At 53.7% G+C, this 19,402-nt stretch carries 16 protein-coding genes; 4 read left to right on the top strand and 12 right to left on the bottom strand.

The window, feature by feature from the left end; genetic code table 11:
* Nucleotides 1-205 precede the first annotated feature (205 nt).
* Together dusB and WC612_03170 are read right to left on the bottom strand one after the other, a co-directional pair.
* Nucleotides 206-1,213 carry a tRNA dihydrouridine synthase DusB gene (gene dusB, locus WC612_03175; protein ID MFA6279780.1) on the bottom strand — a complete coding sequence of 336 codons (1,008 nt, stop codon included), beginning with the start codon at nucleotides 1,211-1,213 and terminating at the stop codon, nucleotides 206-208.
* A gap of 137 nt (nucleotides 1,214-1,350) precedes the next feature.
* Nucleotides 1,351-1,680, bottom strand: coding sequence for a hypothetical protein (locus tag WC612_03170; GenBank protein MFA6279779.1), 330 nt, complete (start codon nucleotides 1,678-1,680; stop codon nucleotides 1,351-1,353).
* Between the two features lie 143 nt (nucleotides 1,681-1,823).
* Between WC612_03170 and WC612_03165 the strand changes: the two genes are divergently transcribed.
* The 3 genes from WC612_03165 (at nucleotide 1,824) to WC612_03155 (ending at nucleotide 5,242) form a co-directional block, all read left to right on the top strand.
* Entirely contained in the window at nucleotides 1,824-3,035 is a 1,212-nt protein-coding gene (locus WC612_03165) for a bifunctional 2-C-methyl-D-erythritol 4-phosphate cytidylyltransferase/2-C-methyl-D-erythritol 2,4-cyclodiphosphate synthase (GenBank protein ID MFA6279778.1), read from the top strand.
* Nucleotides 3,036-3,304: 269 nt separating this feature from the next.
* Nucleotides 3,305-3,799, top strand: coding sequence for a CinA family protein (locus tag WC612_03160; GenBank protein MFA6279777.1), 495 nt, complete (start codon nucleotides 3,305-3,307; stop codon nucleotides 3,797-3,799).
* Nucleotides 3,800-4,066: 267 nt separating this feature from the next.
* Nucleotides 4,067-5,242, top strand: a complete 1,176-nt coding sequence (locus WC612_03155) for a hypothetical protein (GenBank protein MFA6279776.1) — start codon at nucleotides 4,067-4,069, stop codon at nucleotides 5,240-5,242.
* 6 nt (nucleotides 5,243-5,248) lie between these two features.
* Here WC612_03155 and WC612_03150 read toward each other — a convergent pair whose 3' ends face one another.
* From WC612_03150 to WC612_03105, 10 genes are all read right to left on the bottom strand, one after another.
* Nucleotides 5,249-6,094, bottom strand: coding sequence for an inositol monophosphatase (locus WC612_03150; GenBank protein ID MFA6279775.1), 846 nt, complete (start codon nucleotides 6,092-6,094; stop codon nucleotides 5,249-5,251).
* Entirely contained in the window at nucleotides 6,075-7,487 is a 1,413-nt protein-coding gene (gene hflX / locus WC612_03145) for a GTPase HflX (GenBank protein MFA6279774.1), read from the bottom strand. Before hflX ends, WC612_03150 begins: the two co-directional genes overlap by 20 nt.
* A 128-nt stretch (nucleotides 7,488-7,615) precedes the next feature.
* Nucleotides 7,616-8,329 (bottom strand): hypothetical protein, encoded by a 714-nt coding sequence (locus tag WC612_03140; protein MFA6279773.1) that lies wholly within the window; start codon nucleotides 8,327-8,329, stop codon nucleotides 7,616-7,618.
* A gap of 49 nt (nucleotides 8,330-8,378) precedes the next feature.
* Nucleotides 8,379-8,657 (bottom strand): hypothetical protein, encoded by a 279-nt coding sequence (locus WC612_03135; GenBank protein MFA6279772.1) that lies wholly within the window; start codon nucleotides 8,655-8,657, stop codon nucleotides 8,379-8,381.
* A 178-nt stretch (nucleotides 8,658-8,835) separates the two neighbouring features.
* Nucleotides 8,836-9,489 (bottom strand): HAD family hydrolase, encoded by a 654-nt coding sequence (locus WC612_03130; protein ID MFA6279771.1) that lies wholly within the window; start codon nucleotides 9,487-9,489, stop codon nucleotides 8,836-8,838.
* A 5-nt stretch (nucleotides 9,490-9,494) separates the two neighbouring features.
* Nucleotides 9,495-10,847: a ribosome biogenesis GTPase Der gene (gene der / locus WC612_03125; protein ID MFA6279770.1), complete on the bottom strand. Its 1,353-nt coding sequence runs from the start codon at nucleotides 10,845-10,847 to the stop codon at nucleotides 9,495-9,497.
* A gap of 86 nt (nucleotides 10,848-10,933) precedes the next feature.
* Complete coding sequence (locus WC612_03120; protein MFA6279769.1) at nucleotides 10,934-12,577, bottom strand: U32 family peptidase; 1,644 nt, start codon at nucleotides 12,575-12,577, stop codon at nucleotides 10,934-10,936.
* Entirely contained in the window at nucleotides 12,574-13,695 is a 1,122-nt protein-coding gene (locus tag WC612_03115; GenBank protein ID MFA6279768.1) for a hypothetical protein, read from the bottom strand. The genes WC612_03120 and WC612_03115 overlap by 4 nt, the downstream gene beginning before the upstream one ends.
* A gap of 10 nt (nucleotides 13,696-13,705) precedes the next feature.
* Nucleotides 13,706-15,025 (bottom strand): pentapeptide repeat-containing protein, encoded by a 1,320-nt coding sequence (locus WC612_03110; protein ID MFA6279767.1) that lies wholly within the window; start codon nucleotides 15,023-15,025, stop codon nucleotides 13,706-13,708.
* A gap of 86 nt (nucleotides 15,026-15,111) precedes the next feature.
* Nucleotides 15,112-16,401 carry a malic enzyme-like NAD(P)-binding protein gene (locus WC612_03105; protein ID MFA6279766.1) on the bottom strand — a complete coding sequence of 430 codons (1,290 nt, stop codon included), beginning with the start codon at nucleotides 16,399-16,401 and terminating at the stop codon, nucleotides 15,112-15,114.
* Between the two features lie 348 nt (nucleotides 16,402-16,749).
* Here WC612_03105 and WC612_03100 point away from each other — a divergent pair, with 348 nt between their 5' ends.
* Nucleotides 16,750-19,401 carry an ATP-binding protein gene (locus WC612_03100; protein ID MFA6279765.1) on the top strand — a complete coding sequence of 884 codons (2,652 nt, stop codon included), beginning with the start codon at nucleotides 16,750-16,752 and terminating at the stop codon, nucleotides 19,399-19,401.
* The last annotated feature ends 1 nt before the right edge of the window (nucleotide 19,402 follow it).

Here is a 19,402-nt window from a genome sequence, read left to right as displayed (position 1 = left end):
TTACCGCCATCTCTTTCGTTCGTTCACTGCCCAGTCCTCTGTGGATCCCGCATCACGCGTCTGGCGCTTTCGCACCATCCGCTGTGCGGGATGACGGACATGAGAAATGACTATCAAGGTTCTTTACTCTGAACTCTGAACTCTGAACTCTGAACTCTGAACTCTGAACTCTGAACTCTGAACTCTGAACTCTGAACTCTGACCCCTAAAAGAACCCCTCAATCATCCGCCTCGCCTCGCTCGCTTCGCTGGCATGATTGACCACGCCGCGAAACTCCGCCGCGTCCACCATGCCTTTGCTGTACCACCCCATATGCTTCCTTGCGATCCGCAGGCCCGAATACTCGCCATACGTCTCCAGCATGTCCTCGAAATGTGCCAGCACAAGGGCACGCAAAGCCGCGGCATCGGGCGCAGGAGAAATCTTCCCCGTCGTCATAAAATCCATCAACTGCCGCAAAAGCCACGGCTTGCCGTAGGCGCCGCGCCCAATCATCACGCCATCCGCGCCGGAAAGCGTGAGAGCCTCCACAACATCCTCAATCCCACGAATATCGCCATTCGCAATAACGGGAAGGCTCACCGCCTCCTTCACCGCGCGGATCGCCGCCCAATCCGCTTGCCCGCCATAGAATTGCTGGCGCGTGCGGCCATGCACCGTAACCATCTGAATACCGGACTCCTGCGCGATTTTCGCAAGGCGAGGCGCGTTCAGATTCTCGTGACTCCAGCCAAGGCGCATCTTGACAGTCACAGGAATGGACACCGCCTTAACAAGAGCCTCCATAATCCGCGCCGCCTTCACCTCGTCCTTCATCAGAGCGCTACCCGCCTCACCGCTCACGATCTTTTTGGCGGGGCAGCCAAAGTTGATATCCAGTATCCGCGCGCCGCGATCCGCGTTCAGCTTCGCGGCCTCAGTCATCACGGCCACATCGCTGCCCGCCAGTTGCACCGTCAGGATATCGTCCTTATCCGCAGGCATGATCATCTGCATCGTTTTGCGCACATGGCGGATCATCGCTTGGCTGGCGATCATCTCGGACACCACAAGGCCCGCGCCGAACCGCCGCACCAGCGTGCGAAAAGGCCTGTCTGTCACGCCTGCCATCGGCGCAAGGATAACAGGCACGTCAATCACCTCACGCCCCAGCTGGATGGGCGCAAGAGGTCGAGGCATCGTCAGGCCTTCAAAGGATTCAGGATTTAGCATTCAGGATTCATTTTTTCGGGGGTTCAAAAAGCAAAAACCCCAATAGCATTTGCCTAAAAAAGAGGCAATGTTAAAGGGGCAAAGCTCCGCGTAGCAATGTCAATAGCAGAATTGTCCCCCTATGTCAAGGAAATAAACTAGGTTAATGTTATTTTTCTTTCGTCGCGGTATTTTGCCATGTCTGCCACGTCGTGTTTCCGGCGTTTATGAATCTTATAGGCTTGGTTAGCCTCCCAAAAACAGCAGCCCGCCGCCGCCAAGGCGGTCATCGCCCCCATCCACCAGAGCTGCTCAGCCGCAGGCAGTGGAAGGGACGTTGCCGATGAAATAGCCTTCCACAGCGGCTCCCTTTGCCAAATCATGCCCGCGCTTACCGCCGCAAGGCCTGCACCACAACACGCCTTCTTCGCAGGCTCACGCCAAAACCGGTGAACACGAGACTCCGGATCTTTTCCAAGCGCTGTCATCCTACCCCCTTGTCTTTTCCACTCTTATCGAATGATTTTATCGCTCTTAGCCGCAAAGAGAAAGCACCTTGTATGGTTAACCCCCTTTCCTCCTCGTCTTGGAATGATTACACTCCCCTTTTTGTTCACGAAGAGAATCCCTTATGACCCGTACAACAGCGCTGATCGTCGCGGCTGGCTCTGGCTCGCGTTTTGGCAGTCCGATCCCCAAGCAGTATCAGGACATCGGCGGTATGCCGATTTTGCGCCGCTCAATCCTTGCCTTTTTGAACCATCCCCACATCACGGACGTGCAGATAGTCATCAGCCCGCAGCACCGCAATCTGTACGACCGCGCCGTGGCGGGGCTTGATCTCCCCTCCCCCGTTCATGGTGGCGCGACAAGGCAGGATAGCGTGCGCCTTGGTCTTGAAGCGCTAGCCGCACAAGAGAACCCGCCCGACTTCGTAATGATCCATGATGCGGCACGACCGCTTATCGATACCGTGACGATCACGGCGGTACGCAAAGCGCTGGACAGCGCCGAGGGCGCGATTGCCGCCAAGCCGCTTGTCGATACGTTGAAGAAGGGCGCGCCCGTCTGCAGTCACGGTTGCGGGAGCGACAGCGCCCGCAGAGTAGTCGCAGACCAAATAATAGTAAACACCATCGACCGCGCGAACCTGTGGCAAGCGCACACGCCGCAAGCCTTTCACTTTGGCGCGATTTTAAAAGCGCATCAGGCCACCATCGGCCAACAACTCACCGACGATGCCGCCGTGGCGGAGAAAGCAGGTATGAGCGTGACCCTCGTTCCCTCGAACCCCGACAATATGAAAATCACCAATCCCGACGATCTGGGTCGTGCGGCGCGTTTGCTCGGCCAAAACTTTGGCGACATTCGCACAGGGATGGGCTTTGACGTGCATCGCCTGATTGACGGCAACGTGATTCATCTGGGCGGCCTTGCCATCCCTCACACGAAAACACTGGAAGGCCATTCGGACGCCGACGTGATCCTTCACGCCATCACGGACGCGCTGCTGGGCACGATGGCAGCGGGGGATATCGGCACGCATTTTCCGCCCTCTGACCCACAATGGAAAGGCGCGGACAGCGCCCTTTTCGTGCGCCATGTCGTTCAAATGATCAACGAGCGCGGCGGGATGATCGCGCATGTCGATGTGATCTTGATGGGCGAGGAACCAAAGCTCAATCCTCACCGCGCCGCGATGCAAAAGCGCCTTGCCGAATTGTTGGAAGTCAATGAGGGGCGCGTGAGCCTGAAGGCCACAACGACCGAGCGCCTTGGTTTTACGGGACGCGGCGAAGGGCTTGCGGCGCAGGCCATCGCTACGGTAAGGTTTGAAGGATAAGCCAAGGATTCAGCATTCAGGAGTCAGGATTTAGGGATGCTATTAATGAGAACGAAAGTAAGATCATACAACAACGCGTTATCCCTTAGCGTCATCCCCGCGAAAGCGGGGATCCAGTTTGTTTTACATAATCGCCGTTAATACCATAGCTGCTTGTTGAACTTTGAAAAAAAGAAAACGGGATCCCCGCTTTCGCGGGGATGACGAAATCGAAACAGAGTGTTTGATCTAATGACTTAAGACTCTAATCGCGAAAAGGAGCCCACGCCATGCGGATGTTAGACGATATCGAACGCCTCGCCTTTCAGGTCATTGAAGCCGGAACGCAAAAAGGCAAAAAGATCGTGACCGCCGAGTCCTGCACAGGCGGCCTGATTGCGGCGGCGCTGACTTCCATCTCTGGCGCATCGGCCACGTTTGATCGGGGCTTCGTCACCTATGACAACAACGCCAAAACAGATTTGCTAGGCGTGCTGCCCGACCGCCTCAACGTCTTTGGCGCGGTCAGCGCGGAAATCGCCGACGACATGGCCGCCGGAGCGCTGGCCTATTCGCACGCCGACATCGCGCTGTCCGTCACGGGCGTGGCGGGGCCGAATGGCGGCACAGAGATCAAGCCCGTCGGCCTTGTCTTTTTTGGCGTGGCAACGCGCGATGGACGGCACGTCCATGTTCAAAGCAACCTGAAAGGCGACCGCCACGAAATCCGCCACCAAGCCGTCATCGAAGGCCTCTCGCTCGTCCTGTCGGCTTTGGAAGAATAGGTTCTATAGTCAAACCGAATAGTTTCCATAATATCCCGCGTCATTGCGAGCGACCAACGGGAGCGCGGCAATCCATCTCCTGTACTTTCCACCATTGGTTTTGTTTGTTTCTTCAGGAGATGGATTGCCGCGTCGCCTTTTCAAGGCTCCTCGCAAGGACGGCGGGAGAAATACGGAAATTAAATGGTTCGGCTCTAAATCTCTTTTTGATTCTTTCTTTTTCTGTTATCCCCCTTTTATCGAAGTTTATTTGAAAGACCTATCATCATGCCCGCGAGCAAACCTCGTCACGCCGCCAAGCGCACTTATTTCGATCCGTTTAAAGACATCAAACGCACGCTTGTCCTTCTGGGCACATTTTTGGGCGTGTTCGGTTTTGGCCTCGTCAATGTTTTCTCATCCTATGACCTAAGCGCGGGCGGGTATGGCTCTTTAGTCTCCTATTTCGCGCCCGCGCTTTTGTTGGCGGGTTTTATCTATTGGCCGCTTCTCTACATGGGCTTTAGCGTCGCGGACGGCATGAAGTGGCGCTTCTTTATCTTTGCTTTCCAAATGGCTGCTATCGCGGGCTATCTCATCGCCCCCGCCCAACCGTTTTGGCGAGGCCTTGCCGCAGGCATCGTGCTGGCTCCTTTTTGGACAGCCCATCACATCGCCATGGTTCAAAACACGACCAAAGACAATCGGGGATTTGAAGTCGCGCTTTCGCAATTCTTCATGTTGTTGAGCGGTGTGGCGACGGCTTTATTCGCCGCGCATTATCTGAAAGAAGCCAATCCGCTGGTTGCCATCACCCTCGCCCTTTCCTCCCTTATGACAGGGACGGGTTGTTTCTTGCTGACCTCGCGTTGCGTTCGCCAAAAAACCGTCACAGGTTATATCAAGGAATGCAAAGACACGGCGCGCGACAATCCCTATATGGCGCGACGCATTATCTCGCAAAGCCTCTTCGAAGCCTCTAGCTTCACCTTTGCCGCCCTGATGTTTTTGGTCGGGATTTCGCCAACGATTATGGCGACGATCCTTATCGCCCGCCTTGTCCTTATGGCGTTTCTGTCCCCGCTTGTCGGCAAGATTGCGCATAATCACAGACATCACGGCTATGCGATAGGCCTTGGTTTTATCGGCGTTGCAATGCTTATCCTAGCGATAGACCCATCGCTTAGTCTTGTCTTTCTCGCCTTTCTTATCCTCTATGGCATTGGTATGAACTTTTCCAATGGGGCTTTAGCCTCTGGCCTTTACGAAATGCAAAGCTATGCCACGATGATGTGGAGCGAGGTTTACATGGCAACGGGACGCGCCATCGGCATTATCGTTTTCGTCCCGATCATGTTTGTGAATGTAAGGGTCTATTTGCTGGCACTCGCCGCGCTGGCGGCCGCCCTCTATGTCTTCAACCGCCGTTGGCAGCGCAAGTGGGCCGAAGCGGGCGCGATGTAGTAGCCCCTATTCCGGCATTTCACAAAACTGGGAAATCCAGCCTCGCAAGGCGTGCCAGCTATCGGGGTCGGGGGCGCTGAGGAGGCCGCGCTGATAATGCGAGGGCTGGAACGGATCGCCGTTCCAATGCGCCGTGTGGCCGCCCGCCTCGCCATGAATCAAAATCCCCGCCGCGCAGTCCCAAGGCGTGCAGCTGTTCAACCACGTATGAAAATGAGCCTGCGTCGTCCGCCGCGAAAAATGCGGCCCCCCCACCACAAGGCGGGCATAGTCATGACACGATGACAGCATCCGGTGAAAGGTTGGCTTCTCGGTGGGTGCGTTTTCCGCGCACGCATGGAAAGCATCGATGATCCGCGCCCCGATAACGCCCGACATCTGCGCGATAGGAGCAGGCGGCAGAACGCTAAGGCGCTGCCCCTTGTAATACGCGCCAGCGCCTTTTTCCGCCGTGATGAACTCTCTTGAGGTCGGATCATAAAGCCATGCCGCAATCGTTTGATTTTGTTCCGTCAGGGCAACAATGACGCCATAAACCGGCTCACCAGCTATAAAAGCCTTGGTTCCATCCACCGGATCGATGATCCAGACGGGCGAATCGCCAGAAAAATGCCCCAAAAGACCCGAATCAGAGGCGAAAGCCTCCTCTCCCACCACTTTTGAGGGGGGTAACAGGGCCAAAAGGCGCTCTGACAGGGCTAATTCGGCCTCTTTGTCGGCAATTGTATAGGGGTCGTCCTCGCCTTTGAAGTGAATCTCCCCCGCTTTCAGGTTGCGAAAGCGCGGCACGATGAATTGATCGGCAACGTCGACAATGGCTTTTTCAACCTCATCACTCTTTATCTTTAACATGAGCAATCTTCCCAAACTTGCTGATAAACCTTCCGAAATCAGCCGGTTCTAAAGTAACTTTTAGCAGCACTTTGGCGCGCTTGTCCTGCTTTTCAATAACGCGCCCATGCCCATAAAGCCATGCGAACGCCGCGCCTTCGCTGAGCGGCAAGTCTATATCATACACTTTCGTCCGCGCCGCCAACTGCTCTTCAAGCAACGCAAGGAGAGCATCAATCCCCTCGCCCGTGAGCGCCGACACGGCCACAACGCCGCCCCGCGCCTGTGGATTTACGCCCTCCAAGATAAGCGCGTTCTGGCTATCCCACGACTGGCGCTGCGCGAAGTCGCGCAAATTGTCGCGCTCATCGGGGTCAAGCAAATCGGCCTTATTCATCACCTCGATCAAACGAGCATCGTCCTCCTCAATCCCCAAATCGGCGAGGATCTGTTCGACAGCTTCTTTTTGCGATCGCGCTTCGGGATGGGTCACATCGCGAATATGAAGGATCACGTCGGCGAACTGCACTTCCTCTAGCGTTGCGCGAAAGGCGTCAATCAAGTGCGTCGGCAAATCCGATATAAAGCCAACCGTGTCGGACATGATCACCTGTCGCCCGCTGGGCAGCTTCAGCCCGCGCATAGAGGTGTCCAGCGTCGCGAACAGCATATCCTTGGCCATCACGTCCGAGGCCGTCAGGCGATTGAACAACGTCGATTTGCCCGCGTTGGTATAGCCCACAAGCGCGATGGTCGGATGCTCGGCCTTCTGCCGCGCCTCGCGCCCAAGGCCGCGCGTGCGCCGCACCTGATCAAGCTCGTCCTTCAGTTTGACAATGCGCTGCGTAATCAGCCGCCGGTCAATCTCTAACTGCGATTCACCAGGGCCGCCCATAAAGCCAAAGCCGCCGCGCTGCCGCTCAAGGTGAGTCCATGAGCGCACAAGACGCGATTTTTGATAGGATAGCGCCGCCAGCTCAACCTGCAGCTTGCCTTCCTTCGTGCGGGCGCGGGCGCCGAAAATCTCTAAGATCAAGCCGGTGCGATCAATGACCTTGCAGGCAAATGCTTTTTCAAGGTTGCGCTGCTGCACGGGCGATAGCGCATGATCAACAACCACAAGGTCAATCTCGCTTTCCTTGATCAGCGCGGCGTATTCCTCCACCAACCCGCTGCCCAAAAGCGTGGCGGGCGTCGGACGGTTCAGATTAAACGATTGAGCCTCGACAACCTCTAAATCAATGGCCTGCGCCAGCGCTACGGCCTCTTCAAGGATCATGGCAACTTGGCGCGTTGTTCCTTTGGCGGAAGTCTCAACCCGCAAAACCGGCTTAAGCACAAGCGCCCTCACGCCGTGGCGCACGCCATCAACGTCCAAGGATTGATCCGTCTCTTCAAATTGTTTTTTGCTCACGCTTTCAGGCCTTATAAAAACGATAAACCGTCAAGCAAGGTTATCACGGCTGGCGACTTAATGCCATTGGGAAGAAAAACTGCCGTTATAAGCGTCTTCACACTTTGAGGGACGGCGGGATTTGCTCTCTAGCAAAACAGGCTTGTCATCGCCCTGTCTTTTCTGAGCGAGCGAACAGGCGGCAACGCAAAACGCTGAACCTCCCCCGTCAAAGGAAGGGTCGGCGAAGGCTGCTCTTTCAGGGTATGTTCTTTTTGCGGCCCGTCACGGAATAAATCTTCAACCTTTTTTTCCACTTTATCGAAAGCGCCAAATTTTATAGCAGCCCCAATAACAATGCCTGTTACAGAAAGCGCCGCACCCGCCCAGAATCTCCTTCTGGCGGTTTTCTTGGATTTGATAAGTTCATCTTTGGTTGCTTGAAGCTCTTTTTGAGTTGCTTTCAAGCTGCGATTAGCCTCTGCCAGTTCTTTCGCCATTTTGGACAATCGAATGTTCTGAACACCACTAAGTCCTCTATGATCCTTGGCAACGGTTTCGATTGTGCCAAGTCTATGATGAATTTGCAAAAGACCAAGTTCAAACATGTTTTCAGATTTACAATCCATCTTTGCGTTCTGAAGACGGGCAGCAACATACCCAGAACTTTTTAATTCAGAAAGACCATGTTCAAGTGTAAAATATGGCAAATGATCATAGTCCCATATAAAATCCATGAACGCATTACCACGATATTTTTCTTTATTGCCGACAGGACAAAAAACGTTGATCGCTGCCGCCGCCAACTGGGCACGGTCATGATTACAATTGGGCTTTTCTAGAGGGGAGGCATTATGAGTCATAAAAACCATCCGTTAAAATTAATGATAGAAAACGAGCGCGGGAAATTAGTTAGAGAGCGTTTGTTTTGTAATGGAGCAAAGAATCTCCGCCTTGCGGCTTTTTTGGCATTTCAGGATCAAACCCATACCTTACAAGCAAATGCCAATCATATTGAGTGGGCTTAGCCCCTATTTTCACTGCTCTTTTAACAATATCATCAACCGTTAAATCAGGAACCTCGTCTAAGGCAAAACCAAAGATCGTGCTTCCCTCTGGTAGGGAAAGCTCGCGGGGAACGTAAACGCGTTTCTTAGGTGTTGTCGTTGACATGGCTCCAGTCACATCCATAAAAGTGCCCCTATTTAAAAAGGGCGGATAGCTATGAGCCGATGTTAGCATTTTTTATCCTTTCGCCAAATAAAAACGTGATCAAATTCGTTTCGTTGAGACATTCTCTCATAGCATAAGTTGACAACCCGTTAATAATGTTGGTTAATTTTTTATATTTATTACTTTCAGAAATCCATCACAAGCACCTTGCATCCTCCAGCCACTTTCTTAGCGCGTGGCAATCGGGGAAAGAGGCGCGGATGCCAAGGCTAGCGGCATAGGCCGGATCACCGATCAGAACCGGCGTACAACCGCTGCGCAAGGCACACTCAACATCCGCATGGGTATCCCCCACCAGCCAGTTGGCGGGATCATCCGCCTTCAAACCCGCTGCCGCAAGCGCGTGATCGATGGGCATCCTGTCGGGCTTATCACGCGGACAATCCAGCGCCCCGACGATACCCTTAAAATAGTGCCGCCACCCCAGATGATCAATTTCCTTATTCAGCAAAGTATTCTTCTTCGTGCTGACGATAAACGCCGGAATCTTTTGCGCCTCTAGCCACGCCAAAAGCTCTGGCGCGCCCGCCATGACCTTCAGCCTTTCGATATGAACAGATTCAAAATGCGCATAAAAAATATCGCGCCGCGCCTCCCACGCATCGCCGAACCATTCGGGGAAACTAACGCGCATGGGCCTCGCAGACTTCACCCGTGCCTCAGGAGTCGTCCATGTTTCAAGGCCGCTCATGGCGCGGACTTTGTTCAGCGCCTCGGTGATCGCGTCCCAATTATCAATCAGCGTATTGTCCCAATCAAAGACAACGGCTTGAGGAAACGGAAGGCTCATCGCGGCTAACTCTTATCATAGGGATTCTCGCCCTTTTTCAGATCCCAGCGAATGGGCACGCCTTGGAAATCAAAGGCGCGACGAAGGCCGTTCGTCAGGAAGCGAAGGTAGCTTTCGGGCAGCTTGTCCAGCTTATTGCCCCACATGCCAAAGGTGGGAGGCCTCCCCTTCATCTGTGTGATATAGCGCGGCTTGACGCGACCACCACCAACGATGGGAGGCGGATGGTCGGCAAGCATGCCCGCAAACCAGCGGTTGAGTTGCCCCGTCGAGACGCGTTTGTTCCATGTTTCATAGACTTGGAACACGGCCTTCATCAAAGCGTTCAACCCGTCGCCCTTTAAGGCTGACATCGGCACAATCGGCACGCCGGAAAGCTGCGCGAGAGAGGCTTCGACCTTCGCTTGGATCATGCGAAGCGTCGCGGTCTTTTCCGTGACCGTGTCCCACTTGTTGATCGCGATCACAAGGCCGCGCCCCTCTTCGGCCACATGCTGCGCGATCGTGTAATCCTGCTTATCAAAGGGCATATCGGCATCGATCATCAAAATCACGACATGCGCAAGACGGATAGAGCGCAAGGATTCCTGCACGCTCATTTTCTCCAGCTTCTCATCAATGCGCGAGCGGCGACGAATACCCGCCGTATCCACAAGGCGGATAGGCTGGCCGCGATAGGCGAACTCCATATGAATGGCATCACGCGTCAATCCGGGTTCGGGGCCCGTGAGCATACGCTCCTCGCCCAACAATTGATTGGCGAGCGTGGACTTGCCCGCGTTGGGACGCCCCGTAATCGCAAGATGCAGGCGCATTTCACTTTCGTCCGGCGTGGCCTCATCCTCCTCAGGTTCAAAGGCTGACTCCGGCGCCAGATCCTTTAGCGCGTCATACACGTCGCCAAGACCCTCGCCATGCTTGGCCGAGATCGCGATCACACGATCAAAGCCCAGCGTCAGCGCTTCGTTAAAGCCAACCGTCACCTTCGTGCTTTCGCATTTATTGACCAGCACGATAATGGGACGATCCGCCTTGCGGATTTCACGCGCGATAAAAATATCATCATTTGTCAGCCCTGCGCGACCATCCACCATCATCATGATGACGTCGACCCGCGCCATGGCCTCTTTCGTGCGTTGCGCCGTTCGCGCCGCGATGCTGCCACGCGGCCTCATATCCTCTAGGCCAGCGGTGTCATAAAGCATAAAGCGCAAGTCGAACAGCTTGCCCTCGCCATCGCGCCAGTCGCGCGTGACACCGGGTTGATCATCGATAATCGCCATGGCCTTGCCAATCAGGCGATTGAACAAAGTCGACTTGCCGACGTTAGGACGGCCAGCGATAGCGATAGAAAACATTTTTTTCATTGTCAAAAAACTCAAAGAAACCACAGGGCAAGCCCCTTTCTATAGCATACTTTGCCTGTTTGCGAGGAATTTGACGTTTAAAGCCCTTTTTCGGGCATTTTCGCTTCTTCCCCGCTTAGCAAAACGCCTTGCTTCTTTGTGCGGAGAAGATCGCGGGCTTTGGCAAAGCGCTCATCATGCCAGAAATGCTGGCAGCCGTTACAGCCACGCCCGCAGCAGCCCTCAACGCCCAAACGCGGCGAGCGGAACGTCTTGCCGCTGTTCGTCTCCTGCAACGCCTCGACAAGCGCGTCGCGCTTCGTCTGATATTCCTCTTCGTTGGCGCGGCCCACCTCCACCTGTGAGGCGACCTTATCCAACTTAAGACGCGCCACTTCATCCTCGCTTAAGGCGCGTTCCTTGCGCACGATTGTGTAGGGCGGAAAGCGCTTTTTGATTACCTCGGCGTCCTCTTCATGGAACCACGAGAACGGAATCCGCAGGCGCGGTTTTTGCCCCGCGTGGATGCCTTCCTCATGCGTCGTGCGACGATGAGCGATATCCTCAAACTCATAAATGCGCAGCAACAAAGGCTCGCCCGCATCGGGAGGAATAAACTCTAAAACATCACCTTGCGAGAGCCTGTTTTTAATGTCCAAAATAAAGGCGTCGTCTGTTACCTCGACCACGATTCCCGCGTAGTCCCACGCGGACAGCGTGTGCGTGTCCTCATAGTTATGCGCGTGATGGCTGAGGCGGCCTTCATGAAACGCCAAGGAATAACCACGCGTCGGCAGCGTCAAAAGCCCACGCATATAGTCATCAGGCCGCCAGCCTTCTGGATCGCGCCGCCACGCGTCTATCGCCATGCGATAAGCACGAGCGGTCACGGCGGCGTAATAAGCGCTGCGGTTGCGCCCTTCGACCTTCAAGGAATCGATACCTATCGCCAAAATCTCGTCAAGGCGCGGCATCAAGCACAAATCCTTGCTGTTGAGGATGTACGATCCGCGCTCGTTCTCTTCGATTTCTAAAAACTCATCGGGCCGCTGCTCTTCGACCAAGAAGAAATCAAACAGCTCACGCGTCTGTTCGTTCAACTCCAGCTCTTTGAGCGTGCCGTCCTTCAGGCGCATTCGCACCTTGTAATGCCAACGGCAGGAATTGGCGCAGTTGCCTTGGTTCGCGCCGCGTTCGGCCAAATAGTTCGACAGCAAACAACGCCCCGAATAGGTCATGCACATCGCGCCGTGGACAAAGGCTTCCAACTTCACATCGGGGCACGCAGCGCGGATTTCCTTAAGCTCGGCAAACGACACCTCACGCGCCAGCACGACAAGGCTTGCGCCCATCTCTTGCCAAAACGTAACCGCTGCCGCTGAGCAAACATTCGCTTGGGTCGAGATATGAATCTCTAGATCTGGCGCGTTCTTGCGGACAAACTGGAACACTCCCGGATCCGCGACAATGACGCCATCGGGGGCAACCTTGCGGATCGTTTCCACATAGTCCGGCAATTTTTCAACATCGTGGTTATGCGCAAACAGGTTGAGCGTCAGATAGGCGCGTTTGCCATGAGCATGCGCAAACGCCACGCCCTCAACCACATCCTGTAATGTAAAATTGGATCGCGTGCGCAGCGACAGGTCGGGCGTGCCCATATAAACGGCATCGGCCCCATAAAGAATGGCAACCTTCAGCTTTTCCAGCGAGCCGGCCGGCATCAAAAGTTCGGTCGTCACGTCCATGCCGCGCTGGTTGTTTGTTTCTTCTCCGGCTCCAAGACTTGAGCCAACAAACGAAAGATTTCCTGACTAGCGGGCCACGGCGTTTTGCGATCATTATAACGGGACGACATAACATCCCAGCAATAAAGGGCGTGGTCGACCTTGCCAAGGCAGTTGCCGATTTCCCAATAAATCTTGTCGCTGTTTTTCAAAAAGGCCAAGAAATCCGCCGAGCCCGTCCTGTCCTTAAACATCTTGTCATAGCTGGTCTGATAGTCCTTTACGATCTGATCCGTCTTTTGCCACTCCGTTCGCAGTTGGTCGCGGATCATCGTCATCATGGTTGTAAAATCTTTGATCTCGGCAGCCGTCAGACCAGCGGGAAGAGTCTCATTATCTTTGACCCATTTCAAAAGCTCAACAAAGTGAGGCTGCTCCCGCGCATATTGATAGGTGTAATAAACAATGCCCTTCCACGACGCAAAAATATCCAAAGCACGTTCTTTAGGAAGACGGAAGCCTTCAATAAGCGGCATCAACGCCTCAAGGTCACGTGCTTCCCAAATCTTGTCGATCAGTAAACGCGCCTTCTCATCCGACGACTGGGCCTCAGGAAAAGCGGCCATGATCAACGGCTCAAACTTTTGAAGCATGAAGAGTTCGATTTCAGCCCACATCTCGGCGCTTACCTCGAAATAAGCCTCGTCAATTGTCATGCCCTCGCGCAAAAAAACATCCTTCATCAAGAAAGGATCCAAAGAAGGAATATGATTCAAAATCGACAGCATCTTCATATCATGGGCAAGCGAGTCAGGCGTCACGGCTCCTTCGCCACAATAATCCGTGATGGCGCTTTCCACGCCTTTGCTATGCAGAAAAATGGTGCGTCCACCTTCATAAATGTCGTTCTGGTTAAAAGGGAAATAAAGCTTCATCCCGACCGCAACCATGCCTGCAACGCGTTCGTTTTCGGGCACTGCATCTTTAATCAAAACAATTTGATTGAGCGCTTTGTTGCGAAAGAAAAGGGCCGCCTCTGGGTTGACTGCCAGAACGCGGCGCGACATTTCATTGCAGTTGAAAACACGGGGGCTTCCCGTGTCCAGCATCGGTTTTAGATATTTGTTTGCCATCGAAATTCCCTCATAAACCTATAGCGCCGCGCGTATCTGCCTTATTCAAATTGGCGCCACGCAAATCTGCGCCTGTTAGATCGGCATCGACCAAGTTCGCTTCCTCAAGATTGGCATCGCGCAAATCAGCATGCGTGAGGAGAGCCCCTTCAAAGTTGCCAAAGCTCAAGTTGGCCCCATTCATTTTACTGTACCGAAGGCTGCATTGTGAAAAATTAGCAGGCCAACTGACAGGACGCGAGCCTGAAAAACCCGTCATAATCGACATGGGCGAACAATTGGCCTCACGCATATCGATCTCTTCCAAAGCCGCTTCGCAAAAGTTGATGCCACGACAATCCGCTTTAAGGAATTGTGCGCCAGCAGCGTTGCAGCCTGACAAATCGGCCATAGAAAACGTCCCGCTATTAAAAGACGCGTGGCGCAGCAGCGCATTCTTCAAATTAGCGGCTTGCAACTGAACGCCATTCAATACCGCCGAGGCCAAATTGACACCCGACAGATCGGCTTGAGCCCCCTGCCTACCGATTGAGCTAATCCATAAATGATGATTGGAAAGGATTTCTTGAATCTCGATATCCAAATGCTCCAGATTGCGAGGCAGTTTATCCGTCATCACGGAAACATGCGAATAATCGCTCATATCGATGACGCTGGCGGTTAGGTCAGCCTTCTCAAACGTCGCGCCCTTAAGGATCGCGCCGCTGAGAATAACCGAGTTCATGTTGGTTCCCGAAAAATCGCAGTTACTCAAATCCGCCTGGGAAAAGGAAACACCGCGCAGATTGCTGCCTGCAAAGTTTACGCCCGACAGTTTCGCGCCGCGAAAGTTGGCAAAGCTAAGATCCGTTGAAAGCGCCACAGCGCTAGAAAAACGTGCGCGCTCAGCCGAGGCATGACGAAAGACTGTATCCTTCATACGTGACTTTTGGCTGCCTTGATCGTGAACGGGGGCGATGTCCCCGTCACCGCCGCGTTGCAAAAGCGAGCCTTCCCCAAAATTGGCCTCGGTCAGGATCGCACCGGTAAAGTCAGCGGCCCGCATATGCGCCCCGCGCAAATCCGCCTGTATCAAATCAGCCTTCTGGAAATCACAGCGGTTTAGGTTCGCCCCAAAAAAGTTGGCGCGTTGCACGGTGCTTTCCGCAAAACAACTGCCATCCATGATCGAGCCGACAAAGTCGCCCTCACTGAGGAGACGTTTGGAGAAGTCAAGATTGCGCGCGTGCGCCATCGTCAAATCAAGGCGATGGGAGTTGTTAAGCCCCTTCAAGAACCGCTCATGCAGCCCAAGCATAGGCTCAAGCTCTTCCTGCGTTACTAAACCCATGAAACAAACGTCCTTACCGCAAACCGAGGGAGGTTCCCTCGGAAATATAACCGATTATGTATACGGCCAAGAGCGTTACGATTGGGTTAACCGCGCTGACGAGCCTCTAAAACCTTTATATAGGCATTCATATCGGTCAAAGGCTTACGCGCAACCTTGGTGTCCATGGCGGCCTGCGCCACGGCGGGTGGCACACGCGTCATCATGCGGGGATCGAACGGCGTCGGGATGATGTAACCAGCCCCAAAAACAAGATCACGCCCTTCATAGGCCGCCTTTACCTCGGCGGGCACTTCTTCGTGCGCTAGCGCCGCGATGGCTTTGACCGCCGCAATCTTCATCTCCTGATTGACGCATGAGGCGCGAACGTCCAGCGCTCCACGGAAAATATAGGGAAAACCAAGGACGTTGTTGATCTGGTTCGGATAGTCCGAACGTCCCGTCGCCATAATCGCATCGTCACGAACAGCGGCGACTTCTTCGGGCGTGATTTCGGGATTGGGGTTAGCCATCGCAAAGATAAGGGGCTTGGCCGCCATGCTTTTCACCATGTCCTGCGTCATCGCGCCCTTGGCTGAAAGGCCAAGGAAAACGTCCGCGCCCGCAACAGCCTCGGCCAACGTCCGCGCCGTTGTCTCAACAGCAAAGGCTTCTTTATGAGGATTCATGGACTCCGTCCGTCCCTTATAAATCACGCCCTTGGTGTCACACATGATGATGTTTTCAGCCTTCAACCCAATGCTTTTGAACAACGTGGCGCAGGCAATCGCCGCCGCGCCAGCGCCGTTGATCACCATCTTGGTCGTCTCGATCTTGCGACCCGTAAGCTCTAGCCCGTTCAAAAGGCCAGCGCTGGCGATGATCGCCGTACCATGCTGATCGTCATGAAAAACGGGAATATCCATCATGGCCGCCAACCGCTTTTCAATCTCAAAGCATTCCGGTGCCTTGATGTCCTCTAGGTTGATGCCACCGAAGGAAGGCCCCAAAAAACGCACGCAGTTGATGAACTCTTCAACATTTTCGGTGTCGACTTCAAGATCAATGCCGTCGATATCCGCAAAGCGCTTGAACAAAACCGCCTTGCCTTCCATCACGGGCTTACCCGCCAGAGCCCCCAGATTGCCAAGGCCCAAAACAGCCGTACCGTTCGAAATGATGGCGACAATGTTTCCCTTGGCCGTATAGTCATAGGCCTTAGACGGATCTTCTTGAATCTTTAAGCAAGGAGCCGCCACGCCCGGCGAATAAGCCAAAGACAAGTCCCGCGCATTGGCCAGCGGCTTGGTTGGCATAATCTGAAGCTTACCAGGGCGACCATTGGCGTGCAGGGCAAGGGCTTCTTCATCGGTGATGCGGGCAGGTTTCTCGGTCATGGTCGTAACGTCCTCGTTAACAATGAAAAAAGGGGAATCCAAAAGGTGGGCGGGACGTTAACAGGATATTAAACAGATGGCCAGTTTTTATTCTTATAACGCGTTGATTCCAATGGACGCGTCTTAGGAAGTTTTTAGCAAGTTCAACTCTACAATAAAGTGAACGCTCTATTAGAAAACGGCCTATCATCTGTGTTTATACTCAAAAAAACCCTTCTACTCCCCAATACTTTGTGGCGCACCCTTTTACAGACGCGCGCCCTAAGGCTTGGGGCTGCCTTTTGGGGGGCTTTTTTTCTTATGATTCCTCCTGTTTTTGCGAATAGTTCCCAAACGCTCCAATCCTCAATGCCAAGTGTTTTTCCACAGGAAACGGCTGCGCCCCTTTTTGTCAATCACACCCCCGATCTTGTTTTTGGGCTTTTCATCGGCGTGATGATGACGGCGGCGATGTACCTGTTTTTTATTTGGGCTGTTATTCGTGATCGCAGTCAAATCTTTCTGATGCTGCTTTTGCTCTGCCTCGGCATCAATATGGCCAGCACGAATGACTCCATGCTTCAACTTATGGGTATCTACAGCGCCAACATGGTCAGCCTGCTGCAAAACTATAGCCTGATCCTATCCTTTTTTTTCAGCCTCCTTTTTACCTACGCCTTCCTAGAGGTCGATACCAACACGCCCTTTATGAAAACGCCACTTATCGTCTTTGCCCTAACGCAGATTCTGGTTCTGGCTATTGCCTCACTTAGTAGCGATGTGCGCTTTATCCTCCCCACTTTAGGATCCTTGTCCGTTTCTTTAGCATTGGCCATCGGCCTTATAACGCTGCAAATGGGAGTCAACGGAGCCCTAAGCCACTTAACGGCCTTTACGGCCTTTTTGGTCGGCTCCATGGCCATGCCGCTGTATGATTTAGGACTCATCGACAGTTTGGATACCGCCAAGAATTTTATGTATATGGGATATGCTATTGCGGCGATGATGTTCGCCATCGTTATTGCCGGACAATTCGCCACACGTCAGGAAGAAAAAGAAAAGGCGCTGGAGGTCAGTAACGAGCGTTTTTCGTTAGCGGCGCGAGGCTCCAACGAAGGTCTTTTCGATTGGGATCGAAACCTCAATACCTTTTATATCTCGGAACAATTTCGTCGCATCACCAATCTACCACGCCCGTTAAGCCCCAAAAGCTTTAAGGAATGGCTCAGTCTTGTCTATGCGCCGGATCGCCTTTTGATCATGAAAGCTTTGCGTAAGCTGAAGTACGCCGCCGGAACCTCGACCGTAAGTTTTGAATACCGCGTGCGCTACAGCAATGCCGAGATGCATTGGATTCACACCAAAATGGTGGCTGTTAAGCCAACAAACTCGACCCATATCCAGCGTCTGGTAGGATCGATTGGCGACGTCACGCAACGCAAACGCAGCGAGTCAGCCCTTCGCGCCAGCGAGGTGCGGTTCCGCAGCATTACCGAGGCCCACCCAGTCCCCGTTCTCATCATCAAGCTACAGGACAACGCCATCCTGTATGCCAGCCCAGGGGCCGAAAACCTGCTGGGTCTTCCGCATGCCACGTTGATCAGCCATACGCTAGACCGCTTTTTAGTGCGTGCGCTGGAGAGAAAAGAGATTCATGAGGCCATTACCTCAGGCCAAGAAGTCAATATGAAGGAAGTGATGCTGTCGCGAGGCGATGGCGACCCCCTGCCCGCCGCGTTATCGGCACGACGCATCAACTATCAGAACGAAGCGGCGATGGTCATCGGTCTTTATGACCTGACCGAACGCAAGAAAGCGGAAGTCAAAATCGCCATGCAGCAAGAAGCGTTGCAACAAAGCGAAAAGATGGCGGCGCTAGGCGGTCTTTTGGCTGGCGTCGCGCACGAGCTGAATAATCCTTTGTCCGTCGTTATGGGGCAAACGACCCTGCTCATGGAAAACCAAAAGGAAGAGAAAACAAAAACACGCGCCGAGAAAATCTTTAAGGCCGCGGATCGTTGCTCGCGCATCGTGAAAAGCTTTCTTTCCTTGGCGCGGCGCAAAGCGCCAGAGCACAAAAACGTCGCGCTTAACGACATTATCCATGCCTCGCTGGAATTGCTCACCTATCAATTCCGTAACGAAAACGTGACACTGAAGCTGGAGCTTGAGGACAACTTACCCTCTATCGTCGGCGATGACGATCAATTAACCCAAGTCTTCACCAACCTCGCTCTCAACGCCGCGCAAGCCATGCGCAACTTTGAAGGGGCACGCAACCTGACCATTCGCTCCGCCCTGCGTGAGGGAGGGCCCATTGTCCTATCCTTTATCGACACGGGCCCCGGTGTTCCCGCTGAGCTTCAAAAGCGTATCTTTGAACCGTTCTTCACGACCAAGGGCAGCGTCGGCGGCACGGGCGTCGGGCTAGCCCTTTGTCAAAGCATTATCGAAAATCATGGCGGCGTGATGCGTCTTGAGGACACACAGGGCGGCGGCGCGACCTTTACCATCGAATTGCCCGTGGCCTCCCTCGACCAACTGCCAGAGGAAGCCGCCCCCGCTAACGAGGAAACAACCTACGGCAAACTCTCAATCCTTCTTGTTGATGACGAGGTGGAGCTTGCCCAAACCTTGGCGGATTTGTTGGATCCCCAAGGTCATGACATTGATTTGGCGGCCAATGGCGCGATTGCCCTCGATAAACTTAGGAAAAAGCCCTTTGACGTTATTATCAGCGATTTGCGGATGCCCGTGATGGATGGCCCGACAATGTATGCGGAACTTAAGAAAAATCTGCCCCAATACTTAAACAAAATCATCTATGTAACGGGCGATACGCTGTCTCCTCATGTCAACGCCTTCTTGAGTGAAACGCCCGTACCTGTTATTGAAAAGCCTTATCGCCTTGCCGATGTACAAAAGGCCCTCTCTAAACTGTTGAAGGAAAACGAAAGCCAGAGCACACTAGGCTCAGGCGAATCACACCTCCCCGCCCCACCGCCTGAAACAGCAGGCTGAG

The sequence above is a fragment of the Bdellovibrionales bacterium genome, from assembly GCA_041662785.1.
Classification (GTDB): Bacteria; Pseudomonadota; Alphaproteobacteria; order UBA9219; family UBA9219; genus UBA8914.
Note: the sequence above shows the minus strand (reverse complement) of the source record. Positions and strands in the feature narration are given on the sequence as shown.

What these genes read in the sequence shown, in the direction of transcription:
- dusB (MFA6279780.1), bottom strand. Translation starts at nt 1,213, where the DNA reads ATGCTAAATCCTGAATCCTTTGAAGGCCTGACGATGCCTCGACCTCTT.
- WC612_03170 (MFA6279779.1), bottom strand. Translation starts at nt 1,680, where the DNA reads ATGACAGCGCTTGGAAAAGATCCGGAGTCTCGTGTTCACCGGTTTTGG.
- WC612_03165 (MFA6279778.1), top strand. Translation starts at nt 1,824, where the DNA reads ATGACCCGTACAACAGCGCTGATCGTCGCGGCTGGCTCTGGCTCGCGT.
- WC612_03160 (MFA6279777.1), top strand. Translation starts at nt 3,305, where the DNA reads ATGCGGATGTTAGACGATATCGAACGCCTCGCCTTTCAGGTCATTGAA.
- WC612_03155 (MFA6279776.1), top strand. Translation starts at nt 4,067, where the DNA reads ATGCCCGCGAGCAAACCTCGTCACGCCGCCAAGCGCACTTATTTCGAT.
- WC612_03150 (MFA6279775.1), bottom strand. Translation starts at nt 6,094, where the DNA reads ATGTTAAAGATAAAGAGTGATGAGGTTGAAAAAGCCATTGTCGACGTT.
- WC612_03140 (MFA6279773.1), bottom strand. Translation starts at nt 8,329, where the DNA reads ATGACTCATAATGCCTCCCCTCTAGAAAAGCCCAATTGTAATCATGAC.
- WC612_03135 (MFA6279772.1), bottom strand. Translation starts at nt 8,657, where the DNA reads ATGGATGTGACTGGAGCCATGTCAACGACAACACCTAAGAAACGCGTT.
- WC612_03130 (MFA6279771.1), bottom strand. Translation starts at nt 9,489, where the DNA reads ATGAGCCTTCCGTTTCCTCAAGCCGTTGTCTTTGATTGGGACAATACG.
- der (MFA6279770.1), bottom strand. Translation starts at nt 10,847, where the DNA reads ATGTTTTCTATCGCTATCGCTGGCCGTCCTAACGTCGGCAAGTCGACT.
- WC612_03115 (MFA6279768.1), bottom strand. Translation starts at nt 13,695, where the DNA reads ATGGCAAACAAATATCTAAAACCGATGCTGGACACGGGAAGCCCCCGT.
- WC612_03110 (MFA6279767.1), bottom strand. Translation starts at nt 15,025, where the DNA reads ATGGGTTTAGTAACGCAGGAAGAGCTTGAGCCTATGCTTGGGCTGCAT.
- WC612_03105 (MFA6279766.1), bottom strand. Translation starts at nt 16,401, where the DNA reads ATGACCGAGAAACCTGCCCGCATCACCGATGAAGAAGCCCTTGCCCTG.
- WC612_03100 (MFA6279765.1), top strand. Translation starts at nt 16,750, where the DNA reads ATGCCAAGTGTTTTTCCACAGGAAACGGCTGCGCCCCTTTTTGTCAAT.